This window comes from Cryobacterium flavum, from assembly GCF_900103805.1.
Lineage (GTDB): Bacteria > Actinomycetota > Actinomycetes > Actinomycetales > Microbacteriaceae > Cryobacterium > Cryobacterium flavum.
Genome location: NZ_FNIB01000001.1, coordinates 370,646 through 382,655 on the forward strand (window position 1 = coordinate 370,646; position 12,010 = coordinate 382,655).

The 12,010-nt window shown below is 67.2% G+C and carries 9 protein-coding genes; 5 read left to right on the forward strand and 4 right to left on the reverse strand.

Annotated elements, in window-relative coordinates; translation table 11 throughout:
* Positions 1-9 precede the first annotated feature (9 nt).
* Together BLS91_RS01700 and xylB are read left to right on the forward strand one after the other, a co-directional pair.
* Positions 10-1,515: a mannitol dehydrogenase family protein gene (locus BLS91_RS01700; RefSeq protein ID WP_092338589.1), complete on the forward strand. Its 1,506-nt coding sequence runs from the start codon at positions 10-12 to the stop codon at positions 1,513-1,515.
* Between the two features lie 32 nt (positions 1,516-1,547).
* On the forward strand, positions 1,548-2,957 hold the full coding sequence (gene xylB, locus BLS91_RS01705) for a xylulokinase (RefSeq protein ID WP_241983071.1): 1,410 nt from the start codon (positions 1,548-1,550) through the stop codon (positions 2,955-2,957).
* Between the two features lie 2 nt (positions 2,958-2,959).
* Here the strand turns inward: xylB and BLS91_RS01710 are convergent, their stop codons facing one another.
* Genes BLS91_RS01710 through BLS91_RS01720 form a run of 3 tightly spaced genes read right to left on the reverse strand, consistent with a single transcriptional unit; the run spans position 2,960 to position 6,676 of the window.
* Positions 2,960-4,159 carry a hypothetical protein gene (locus tag BLS91_RS01710; protein ID WP_092338591.1) on the reverse strand — a complete coding sequence of 400 codons (1,200 nt, stop codon included), beginning with the start codon at positions 4,157-4,159 and terminating at the stop codon, positions 2,960-2,962.
* Between the two features lie 16 nt (positions 4,160-4,175).
* Positions 4,176-4,406: a YbdD/YjiX family protein gene (locus tag BLS91_RS01715; protein ID WP_369831287.1), complete on the reverse strand. Its 231-nt coding sequence runs from the start codon at positions 4,404-4,406 to the stop codon at positions 4,176-4,178.
* A complete protein-coding gene (locus tag BLS91_RS01720) occupies positions 4,403-6,676 on the reverse strand; it encodes a carbon starvation CstA family protein (RefSeq protein ID WP_092338595.1) in 2,274 nt (757 codons plus the stop codon). The genes BLS91_RS01715 and BLS91_RS01720 overlap by 4 nt, the downstream gene beginning before the upstream one ends.
* A 163-nt stretch (positions 6,677-6,839) precedes the next feature.
* Here BLS91_RS01720 and BLS91_RS01725 point away from each other — a divergent pair, with 163 nt between their 5' ends.
* Together BLS91_RS01725 and BLS91_RS01730 are read left to right on the forward strand one after the other, a co-directional pair.
* Positions 6,840-8,225, forward strand: coding sequence for a glycine--tRNA ligase (locus BLS91_RS01725; protein ID WP_092338597.1), 1,386 nt, complete (start codon positions 6,840-6,842; stop codon positions 8,223-8,225).
* Between the two features lie 121 nt (positions 8,226-8,346).
* Entirely contained in the window at positions 8,347-9,393 is a 1,047-nt protein-coding gene (locus BLS91_RS01730) for a zinc-binding dehydrogenase (protein ID WP_092338799.1), read from the forward strand.
* Positions 9,394-9,438: 45 nt separating this feature from the next.
* Here the strand turns inward: BLS91_RS01730 and BLS91_RS01735 are convergent, their stop codons facing one another.
* The gene (locus BLS91_RS01735) at positions 9,439-10,806 is read right to left on the reverse strand and encodes a glutamyl-tRNA reductase (protein ID WP_092338599.1); all 1,368 of its coding nucleotides are present in this window, start codon (positions 10,804-10,806) and stop codon (positions 9,439-9,441) included.
* 72 nt (positions 10,807-10,878) lie between these two features.
* Between BLS91_RS01735 and hemE the strand changes: the two genes are divergently transcribed.
* The gene (gene hemE, locus BLS91_RS01740) at positions 10,879-12,000 is read left to right on the forward strand and encodes a uroporphyrinogen decarboxylase (protein WP_092338601.1); all 1,122 of its coding nucleotides are present in this window, start codon (positions 10,879-10,881) and stop codon (positions 11,998-12,000) included.
* Positions 12,001-12,010 lie beyond the last annotated feature (10 nt).

Sequence of the window (12,010 nt, forward strand, 5' to 3'; positions counted from 1 at the left end):
GAGGAACGCATGACCGACACCACGACTCCCGCCCTGGCCCCGCTGCGCAACGCGACACTGTCGTCGCTGCCCGCGACCGTGCAGGTTCCCAGCTACGACCGCGCCGGTCTCACGGCCGGCATCGTGCACTTCGGCGTTGGCGGTTTTCACCGCGCGCACCAGGCCCTCATGATCGACGACCTGCTCGAGCAGGGCCTCGCCCGCAACTATGCCATCTGCGGTGTCGGCGTCATGCCCTCCGACGCCCGCATGCGCGACGCCCTGCTCGAGCAGGACGGCCTGTACACGCTCGTCGTGAAACACCCGGACGGCACGCTCGACGCCCGCGTGATCGGGTCGATCATCGACTACTTGTTCGCCCCCGACGACGTCGAGGCCGTGATCGTACGCCTCGCGAGCCCCGAGGTGAAAATCGTCTCCCTCACCGTCACCGAGGGCGGCTATAACATCCACCCGGTCAGCGGCCGGTTCGACCTCAGCAACCCGCAGGTCGCCGCCGACCTGCAAGCGGATGCCGCCCCCACGACGGTCTTCGGCCTCGTCGTCGAGGCCCTGCGTCGTCGCCGCGAACGCTCGACCCCGCCGTTCACCGTCATGTCCTGCGACAACCTACAGGACAACGGCCGCGTCGCCCGCCGCTCCTTCGTGGCCTTCGCCACGGCCAAGGACGCAGACCTCGGCGCCTGGATTGACGCCTCCGTGAGCTTTCCGAACTCTATGGTCGACCGCATCACCCCGGTCACAACCGACGACGACCGAGCCCAGATCGCGAAGGCCTTCGGTCTCGCCGACCGCTGGCCCGTCGTCTGCGAGCCGTTCCTGCAGTGGGTGCTCGAAGATGCGTTCACCGACGGCCGCCCGCCGTACGAGAAGTCGGCCGCCCAGCTCGTGAGCGACGTCGAACCGTACGAGCTCATGAAGCTGCGCCTGCTCAATGCGAGCCACCAGGGGCTTGCCTACTTTGCGCATTTGATGGGCTACCGCCTCGTGCACGACGCCGCGGCCGACCCGCTCATCGCCGGGTTCCTGCGCGCCTACATGGACCGCGAGGGATCATTGACGCTCAAGCCGGTACCCGGCATCGACCTCGAGGACTACAAGACGCAGCTCATCGAACGGTTCAGCAACCCGGGGGTGCGCGACACCGTTGCCCGCCTGGCCGCCGAGTCGAGCGACCGCATTCCCAAGTGGCTGCTGCCGGTGATCCGCGAGCAGTCCGCCCGGGGCGGCGAGCTCGCCCTCTCCGCCGCGATCGTGGCGAGCTGGGCCCGCTACGCCGAGGGCATTGACGAGCACGGTGAACCGATCGACGTCGTCGACCGCGTCAAAGACACCGTCATGCAGAACGCCACCGGTTACGCGAGCGACCCGCACTCCTTCCTGCTCGACCGGGACCTGTTCGGTGACCTGATCGACGACGACGCCTTCGTGGCGGCTTACGACCATGCGCTTGGCCTGCTGCACACGGTCGGAGCCCGGGGCACCCTCGAACATCTCCTGAAGTCCCTCGATTAGGCTGATCACAACTAGGTTTCAAAGGAGATGCGTTGGCACTGAAACGTCGCGTGGTGGTCGGAGTCGATTCCTCGACCCAGAGTTGCAAGGTCGTGAGCGTCGACGCCGACACCGGTGAGCTTTTGCAGCTGCAGAGCGCACCCCACCCCGACGGCACGAGCATCAACCCTGCGCGTTGGTGGGACGCCTTCGAGCAAGCCGGAGGCGCCGACGCGGCCGCTGGCGCCGGCAACGTGCTCGCTCTTGGTGTGAGCGCGCAGCAGCACGGCATGGTCGCCCTCGATGACACCGGCACGCCCGTGCACGACGCCCTGCTCTGGAACGATGTTCGCAGTGCCCCGCAGGCCAGAGCGCTCACCGAGCAGTACGGTGCCTCGATGTGGGCCGATGAGGTCGGCGTCGTGCCGGTCGCGTCGTTCACCATCACGAAGCTGGCCTGGATGCACGAGAACCGGCCCGAGCTCGCCGCCCGCGTCGAACAGGTGCTGCTGCCGCACGACTGGCTCACCTGGAACATTCTCGGCCGGCCCGTTGAGGCCACGACTGATCGCAGCGACGCCTCCGGCACCGGATACTTCTCGGTGCACAGCAACGAGTACCGCCTCGATCTGCTCGAGTCCGCCCTCGGCCGCGCAGCCAGTGTGCCGCGGGTGCTCGGCCCGTCGGAGCGGGCCGGGGTCACCAGCGGCGGCGTCATCGTCTCGGCCGGCGCCGGCGACAACGCCTCAGCCGCACTCGGCCTCGGGGCCGAAGAAGGCGACGTGATCGTGTCTATCGGCACGAGCGGCACCGTGTTCGCCAGCACCGCTGCCCAGATAGCGGATGCCTCCGGCTCGGTCGCCGGGTTCGCCGACGCCGCCGGCGGTCAGCTTCCCCTGCTCGCCACCATCAATGGCGCCCGCACGCTCGTGGCCACGGCCGGCATGCTCGACGTGAACATCGAACGCTTCGGCGCGCTCGCTCTGAGCGCCCCGATCGACGCCGACGGTCTGCTCATGCTGCCCTACCTCGACGGCGAACGCACCCCGAACCTGCCGGATGCCACCGGCTCGCTGACCGGCATGCAACGGGGCAATATGCGCCCCGAAAACCTGGCCCAGGCATCCGTTTTGGGACTGGTCTGCAGCCTCGCCGACGCACTCGACTCGCTGCGCAGCCACGGCGTGCCCGTGCGCCAGGTCATTCTGATCGGCGGCGGCTCACAATCGCCTGCCGTGCAGAAGATCGCAGCGGATGTCTTCGGCGTGCCGGTCCTTCTGCCAGCCCCCGGCGAATACGTGGCTCTCGGCGCCGCCCGGCAGGCCGCCTGGGCCCTTGACGGCGAGTTTCCCGAGTGGAAGCGCGAGATCGCGACCGAACTCACGCCCTCAGCCGCCCGGGACTGGGCCGTCGACGTGCGCGCCCGCTACGCCGAGCAGCGCGGCTTGATCTACGGGGTTTGACACTAGGGGTACCCGATGAACCAGAGCAGCCAGATCGCGACGGGCTGCAGGGCGATCGAGCCCACGAGCAGGCCGCGACGCAGCGGCTTCGACCGGGCGATCATTGGGTCGCCGAGCAGCGGTGCCAGCGGCAGCAGCAGACGAAACAGGCTCTGCTGCGGCAGGAACACGGCCACGAGGTAGAGCGCGTAGCTCGCCGAATACGCGATGACGTCCGGCCGAAGCGGATGCAGCGCCCGCCGCGACAACCACCACCCGAACCCGGCCACGAGCAGCAGAACCAGCACGATGCCTGCTACGCCGAGGTAACGGCCGGCCATCAGGATCCACGGCGTGAGCGGCACGAACGACGTCCGGCCCACAAAGCCGGTCCACCACGACAACTCCGTGGCGAGATAGGCATCGTGCACGCCCGTGACGGCGCCGGCCACGAGCGGCCAGGCCAGCCCGGCCGCGGCAATGCTCAGCCCGGCGGCCACGATCGCCCAGCGCTCGCGCCAGGGGAAGCGCTCGCGTTCCCGCCAGCGCAGCAGCAGCATGAGAGCGAGGGCCAGCGACAGCGCGAGCACGCCCGGTCGGGTGAACGCGGCCACCGCGGCGAGCGGAATCATCAGCAGGTAGCGCCGCTCCATCATCGCCCAGAGGCTCGCGAACACCAGGAACAGAAACAAGCTCTCGGCGTAGGCCACCTGCAGAATGAACGACAGCGGCCCGAAACAGAGCAGGGCCACCGCCCACAGCGCCGAATGGCTCCCGACTCGCGGTTCCAGCAGGCGGTGAAGCGCGAGCGCGGCCAGGGCGCCGAACAGGGTCGCCACGAGCACGCCGGCCACGTAGAAGTCGAGGCCGGTCAGCTGCGCCAGACCGCGAGACAGCCAGGGAAACACCGGCAGAAACGCCCAGACGTTTGGCTCGACATGTCCGGCGGCATCCGTCGGCAGCTCGGTCGGATACCCGTGCAGCGCAATTTGTCGGTAGAACGAGCTGTCCCACGACCCCGAGAAGGTGAAGAAGTTAGGGTCGCGCCGGTAGCTCGCGAAGGTCCAGCCAGCCCGCGAGGCGACGGCAAAAACGGTACCGAGCAGTGCGGTCGTGACGAGCCGCGACAGACCCCAGATCAGCAGCACGAGTCCCCACGGCGGCAGCTGACCGAGTCGGGTGCGGAGCGCGCGCAGCCGCTCTGCCCCACCCCCGATCGTCATCGGTCCAGACTAGCTGTCAGCAGCAGCGTCCCTGCGGGTTCTTGTCCTGCCGGTCCGTCTGGTCGCGCCAGAATTCGCGCTCGGTCATGAGCGGATGCGGCGCGCGGCCTGCGCCCGCGGCATCCGTTTCGCATTCACTCGCGTGGTGCGCCACATACTTCTCGTAGGCGTCCTCGCCGAGAATCCCCTTAAGGAACCAGACCACGCCGCGGGCGCCCTTGCGGACGCCCGCCAGAACGGTCATCAGTGACCCTTGACCTTGATTTTTTTCTCCACCGGAAGGGCATCCCACTCGGCCTGTAGTACCTTTTCGGGCGGGGTCATGATGAACCCGGCCGGCGCGAAGATTTGCGACTGCACGGCATCGTCTTCACTCGTGGCACTGGAATTCTTGCGGTAGGCGTTCCAGGTGGCCTGAATCGCAGTGAGGATCACGATGATCGCGAGCACGACGAAGACGATCGAGAGAACGCCCTGCACCATCGTGTTGCGCACGACAGCCTCCATGGCGAGAACGTTCGGGGCGGTGCCGAAGCTCGTCTCGCCAGCGGCGAGGGCATCGGAGAACGCGCGGTTCTGCGCGAAGTAGCCGATGGCTGGGGTAGTCGAGAAGATCTTCAGAAACGACGCTGAAATCGTGACGACAGCGGCGAAACCGAGCGGCAGTGCAACGACCCAGAGGTACTTAAACAGGCCCCGCTTGGCGACGATGGCCATGCACACGGCCAGGGCGATCGCCGCGAGCAGCTGGTTGGCGATGCCGAACAGCGGGAACAGCGTGTTGATGCCGCCGAGCGGATCCGTCACTCCCATGAGGAGCACGGCTCCCCAGGCGGCGACCATGATGGCCGTGGCGGCCCAGGCTCCGGGGCGCCAGGACGTGTTCTTGAACTTCGGGAAGAAGTTACCGAGGCTGTCCTGCAGCATGAAACGGGCGACGCGGGTGCCGGCATCCACTGCGGTGAGAATGAACAGGGCTTCGAACATGATGGCGAAGTGGTACCAGAAGCTCATCATCGACGCGCCGCCGACGAGCTGCTGCATGATGTGGGACAGGCCGACGGCGAGCGTCGGGGCGCCGCCGGTACGGGAGACGATCGACTCTTCGCCGACGTTGGTGGCCATGTCGGTCAGCATGCTCGGTGTGAGGTTGACGCCGGTCAGACCGAGGCTGTTCACGAAAGCGACCGCGCCCTGCACGGTGCCGCCGGTGAGAGCGGGCGAGGCGTTCATGGCGAAGTAGATTCCGCGGTCGATCGACAGCGCGGCGACCAGGGCCATGATTGCCACGAGCGATTCCATGAGCATGCCGCCGTAGCCGATGAACCGGGTCTGGCGTTCCTTCTGAATGAGTTTGGGCGTCGTGCCAGAGGCGATCAGCGCGTGGAACCCAGAGAGGGCGCCGCAGGCGATCGTCACAAACAGGAACGGAAAGAGGGTTCCGGCAACCACGGGGCCGGTGCCGCTCGTGGCGAAGTCACTCACGGCCGGCACGCTGATCTCGGGGCGGATGATGACGATCGCGACGGCGAGCATGCCGATCGTGCCGATCTTCATGAACGTCGAGAGGTAGTCGCGCGGGGCCAGCAGCAGCCAGACCGGCAGAATAGCGGCGATGAAGCCGTAGATGATGATGCCCCAGGCGATGGTGACCTTATCGAGGAGCAGGTAGGTCTGGCCGAAATCGGTGCCGGCCACCATGCCGCCGCCGACGATGGCGGCGATCAGCAGTACGAAGCCGATGATGGAGATCTCGGTGATCTTGCCCGGGCGGAAGAAGCGCAGATAGCAGCCCATGAACAGGGCGATCGGGATGGTCATGCCCACCGAGAACACGCCCCACGGGCTTTCGGCGAGAGCATTGGTGACGACGAGAGCGAGGATGGCGACGATGATGACCATGATCACGAGGGTCGCGATGAGGGCAGCGGTGCCGCCGATCACGCCGAGTTCGTCGCGGGCCATCTGGCCGAGAGAGCGACCGCCGCGGCGCATAGAGAAGTGCAGAATCAGGTAGTCCTGCACCGCGCCGGCGAGTACGACGCCGACGATGATCCAGATGGTTCCGGGCAAGTAGCCCATTTGTGCGGCCAGTACGGGGCCGACGAGGGGGCCGGCGCCGGCGATGGCAGCGAAGTGGTGACCGAACAGGACGCGGCGATCGGTGGCGGCGAAGTCCTTGCCATCGGCCTTGTACTCGGCCGGGGTGGCCCGGCGGTCATCGGGGCGAATGATGTGCTTCTCGATGAACTTCGAGTAGAAGCGGTAGCCAATGAGATAGGTGCAGATCGCGGCGAACACGAACCAGATGGCGTTGACAGTCTCACCGCGCACGACGGCGAGCATGACCCAGCTGAGGCCACCGAGCAGTGAAATAGCCGACCAGATGATGATTTTGAGAGGCGTCCACTGACGATCGTGGGCGTCAAGCTCCTCGGGATCCAGGGCGACCGCGAGGTCGTGCGGAATTCGTTTCAGAGCGGTCGATTCTTCGGTCGTGCTGGACGAAGCGCCCATTTCTCCTCCTTGAGCCAAGGCAAATTCTGTGAATCTGCCTACTAACGTTACATCCGCGCGAGAAAGGCTCCGAACCAGAGCGGGAACTCGGGTCGGATCGAGCGCGTAAAATGGGTAACCGGGCACTCGCCCGCATTCTGCGCCTTCGACCATTGGAGCCACCGTGGCGACGCCCACTCATCTTGATTCCGTCATCGCCCTCGCCCGCCACCGCGGTTTTGTTTTTCAGGCCGGTGAGATTTACGGCGGTTCCCGCTCGGCCTGGGACTACGGGCCCCTCGGCGTCGAGCTCAAGGAGAACATCAAGAAGCAGTGGTGGCGTTCGATGGTCACCAGCCGCGACGACGTCGTCGGCCTCGACTCGAGCGTGATTTTGCCTCGCCAGGTCTGGGAAGCATCCGGTCACGTCGAGGTTTTCAGCGACCCGCTGATCGAGTGCACCAGCTGCCACAAGCGTTTTCGCGCCGACCACCTCGAAGAGCAGTATGAGGAGAAGAAGGGCCGCCCGCCCGAAAACGGACTCGATGACATCGCCTGCCCCAACTGCGGCAACCGTCACATCTGGACCGAGCCGCGCGCCTTCTCCGGACTGCTCAAGACCTACCTCGGCCCGGTCGATGACGAGGCCGGCATGCACTACCTGCGCCCCGAAACGGCGCAGGGCATCTTCGTGAACTTCGCCAACGTGCTGCAGGCGTCGCGCTCGAAGCCTCCGTTCGGCATCGGCCAGATCGGCAAGAGCTTTCGCAACGAGATCACCCCCGGGAACTTCATCTTTCGCACCCGCGAGTTCGAGCAGATGGAGATGGAATTCTTCGTCGAGCCCGGCACGGATGAGACCTGGCACCAGTACTGGATCGACACCCGCATGAAGTGGTACACCGACCTCGGCATCAATCCCGAGAACCTGCGCCTGTTCGAGCACCCGGCAGAGAAGCTCTCGCACTACTCCAAGCGCACCGTCGATATCGAGTACCGTTTCGGCTTCACCGGCACCGAATTCGGTGAGCTCGAGGGCGTGGCGAACCGTGGTGACTTCGACCTGTCAACGCACGCCAAGGCATCCGGTAAAGACCTCTCGTACTTCGACCAGACCAAGAACGAGCGCTGGACGCCCTGGGTGATCGAGCCCGCCGCCGGCCTGACCCGCTCGCTGATGGCCTTCCTGGTTGACGCCTACGTCGAAGAAGAGGTTCCGAACAATAAGGGCGGCGTCGACAAGCGCACCGTACTCAAGCTCGACCCACGCCTGTCGCCGGTGAAGGCCGCCATTCTGCCGCTGTCGCGCAATGAGAAGCTGTCGCCGATGGCCCGCGAGCTTGCCTCGAACCTGCGCCAGCTCTGGAACGTGGATTTCGACGACGCCGGAGCCATCGGTCGTCGCTACCGTCGTCAGGACGAGATCGGCACGCCGTACTGCATCACGGTCGACTTCGACTCGCTCGACGACCAGGCGGTGACTGTGCGCGACCGCGACACCATGGCGCAGGAGCGCGTGCCGCTCGCCGAGCTCGAGGCCTACCTGGCCGTGCGCCTCCGCGGCGCGTAGCGTGTGAACGGATGGTGGTGGCCGAGTCGGCCGCCACCATCCGCTGGTCGAGACCGCCATGGCCCAACGCCAGCCGGCCTCGAAAGCGGATGCACCGGCATCCGTCGTGCAGACTGAGACCATGAAAGCGGTCTATTTCGAAGAGTTCGGTGTTCTTCCGATGCTGCGCGAAGTGCCGGAGCCGCGTTTGAGTGCGGCCGGCGTGATCGTGCGGGTGGAGGCCACGGGCCTTTGCCGCAGCGACTGGCACGGCTGGCTCGGCCATGACGCCGACATCGCCCTGCCGCACGTTCCCGGGCACGAACTGGTCGGCGTGATCGATGAGGTCGGGCCGCTCGTGCGCCGGTTCCGAGCGGGCCAGCGGGTGACCGTGCCCTTCGTCTGCGCTTGCGGCGAGTGCCCGGAGTGCGACGCCGGAAACGGCCAGGTCTGCCGCAACCAGACCCAGCCCGGTTTCACTCACTGGGGCTCCTACGCCGAGCGGGTCGCGCTGCACAACGCCGACGTGAACCTCATCGCGATTCCGGACGACCTCGACGCCGGCGCCGCAGCGCTGCTCGGCTGCCGGTTCGCCACCTCGTATCGCGGGCTCGTGCACCAAGCCCGCCTCCAGGCGGGCGAAACTCTCGTGGTCGTCGGCTGTGGCGGAGTGGGCCTGAGCGCGATCATGATTGGGCAGGCGCTGGGAGCCACGGTGATCGCCGTCGACATCAGTGCCGATGCGCTCGACGCGGCGACTCGGGCCGGTGCGGCCCACGTGGTCAACTCGACCGGGCTCTTCGATGCCGAGGTGGTCGCACGCATTCGGGCGCTTACCGTGGACGGCGCGCAGGTGAGTCTCGAGGCGCTTGGCCGGGAGAATACCGTGGCTATCAGCATCCGCTCGCTGGCTACTCGCGGGCGGCACGTGCAGATCGGCCTGCTGGCCGACGACCCGCGGATGCCGCTGGGCACGGTGATCGCGCGGGAACTGACCGTGCTCGGCAGCCACGGAATGCCGGCCCACGACTACCCGGCGCTGCTCGACCTCGTACTGAGCGGCCGACTGCGCCCCGCGGACCTGATCAGCCGCCGCATTTCCCTGGCCGAAGCACCGGCGGCCCTCGCTGCCATGTCCACGCCCGGCGCGCCGGCCGGCGTCACGCTAGTCGAGGTTGCCCGCCCCTGACCGTCGCGCGCTGCCACCTTCGGCCCCTTGAACCGGGGAGGTCAGCTAGGAAGCTATGGAGCCGGCGGCATCCGCTGTACCGGCGACGGGCAGTGTGACGTCGATGCCGAACAGGGCGTCGAGGCCGGTCAGGTAGGCGTCTTGCTCGCCGGCGCGGGCCAGGTCGCGGGCGCGCACCATGGGGGTGTGCAGCAGCACGCCGGCCAAGTGACGCAGGGCCGACTCGGTGGCCTCACTCGAGTCGCCGCGGCTGCGAGCCCGGGCGATCTCGGCGTCGCGCAGCTCGAACACGTAGCTGCGCAGGGCGACGACGGCCGGGGTGAGGCTCTGTTCTTCGGCAACATCGGAGAACTTGCGGGCCGCCTTGCCGACGATTTCGCGGGCCTCGGTCGTGGCGTTGAGCTCTTCGAGCGGGGCGTGGATACTGATGGTCTCGAGGTCGAGAAGCTCGACGCCGGGAACCAGGGTGACATCGGGGGCGACGTTGCGGGGCAGGCCGAGGTCGATGATGAGCTGCGGCGGTGCTTCGGGTCCTGAGTCGGCCGGGCACAGCCGGGCGGGAGCGTCGGCGGTGGCGCCAGCAATGGCGAACGGGTCCGTGCCGATCTCGGCACGACCACGGGCGATCAGGGCGGCATCGATCACGTGGTCGTCGCGCAGAGTGCAGGTGACGACGACGTCGGCACGGGCCACCTCGGCGGCGAAATCCTCGGCGGATACGGCGTCAATGTCGTGCGAGGTGGCGAATCCGACGGCCCGGCCAGAGGGCGAGTACACGCGCACGTTCTCGGCTCCGCGGTCACGCAGGGCGGCCAGCGAGGCGCCGGCATAGCGTCCGGTGCCGACCAAAAGCACGCGAGCGCTGGACCAGTCGCTGACCCGGCTTTCGGCCAGCTCGAGGGCGAGGCGCACGATCGAGCGGCCGGCCGATCCGATGCCGGTGCGGTTCTTCACGCCGCGCGAGGTCTGCGAGGCCCGCTGAAACAGACGCTCGAGCTCGGGGCTCGTGGTGCCGTCGGCGCGAGCCTGCTCGAGCGCGCGGCGCACTTGGCCGGCGATTTCGACCTCGCCGACGACGACGGATTCGAGCCCGCTGGTCACCGCGAACAGGTGCTCGGCCACGCCATTGCCGTGCACGAGGGTGAGATTGTCGCGCAGAACGTCGATATCGAGGCCGCTCGAGGCGCTCACGGCCTCAATCGCGGCGTAGACGGCGGGCAGCGGCGACACGCCGTAGGGCTCATCCAGGTCGAGGTAGGCCTCGAAGCGGTTGCAGGTCGCGACGACGACGGCACCGCTGAGTGGCCCATGCTGCTCAACCATGCGGGTGGCCGAAGAGCCCCCGCCCACAGACAATTTCTCCAGCACATCGAAGGTGGAGTTTTTGTGGCTGGCGGAAAGAAGAATGAGCACTAGCCGATTCTACGACTTCTTGCTGTACGCTTCCGTCGCGCGCCGTCAGGGATATTTGAGAGAATGGGCGTGATGATCCTCGACGCGCAGCATCCACTCTCCTCCGGCCTCACCGCCGACTCCCGCCTGATCCAGGCCTACCAGGGCACCCGGCCCGCCGTGACCCCGGTGTGGTTCATGCGCCAGGCCGGGCGATCGCTGCCCGAATACCGCGAATTGCGGGTCGGAACGCGCATGCTCGACGTGTGCCTCGACCCCGAACTGGCGAGTGAGATCTCGCTGCAGCCGGTGCGCCGCCACAACGTCGACGCGGCAATCTTCTTCAGCGACATCGTCGTTCCCCTGAAGCTCGTCGGGGTCGACGTGTCGATCGTGGCCGGCAAGGGTCCCGTTCTCGGCAAGGCCGTGCGCACCAGAGCGGATGTCGACGAACTCACCTCCCTCGACCCCGCCACTCTGGAGGAGGCCCTCGCGCCGATTCGGGGCGCCGTGGCCCTGGCGGTCTCGCAGCTCGGGTCGACCCCGCTGATCGGCTTCGCCGGTGCCCCGTTCACCCTCGCCGCCTACCTGGTCGAGGGCGGTCCCTCCAAAGACCACATCCACGCACGAACCCTGATGCACTCCGAGCCTGAGGCCTGGGCAAAGCTCATGGCCTGGACCGCCGATGTCACCGGCCGGTTCCTGCGTGCCCAGGTGGTCGCCGGCGCGAGCGCGGCCCAACTGTTCGACTCGTGGGCCGGAGCGCTCTCGCTGGCCGACTATGCGGCATCCGTTGCTCCAGCCTCGGCTGCGGCGATCGCCCACGTGCGCGATCTCACCTACACGGTGCCCGGCGCCGACGACGTCTCGGTTGATCGCAACGTGCCGATCGTGCACTTCGGCGTCGGCACCGGCGAACTACTGAAAGAGATGCACAACATCGGAGCCGACGTCGTTGGCGTTGACTACCGCGTACCGCTCGACGAGGCCAACCGCCGGCTCGGCGGCGCGGTTCCGGTGCAGGGCAACGTCGACCCGGCCCTGCTCGCAGCTCCCTGGCCGGTGCTCGAAGCGCACGTGCGCGACGTACTCGAACGCGGCCGCAGCGCACCCTCCCACGTACTCAACCTCGGCCACGGCGTTCCGCCCGACACCGACCCCGACGTGCTGACCCGCCTGGTCAGCCTCGTGCACGACGTGAGCGCGGCCGAGTAGGAGCAACAGA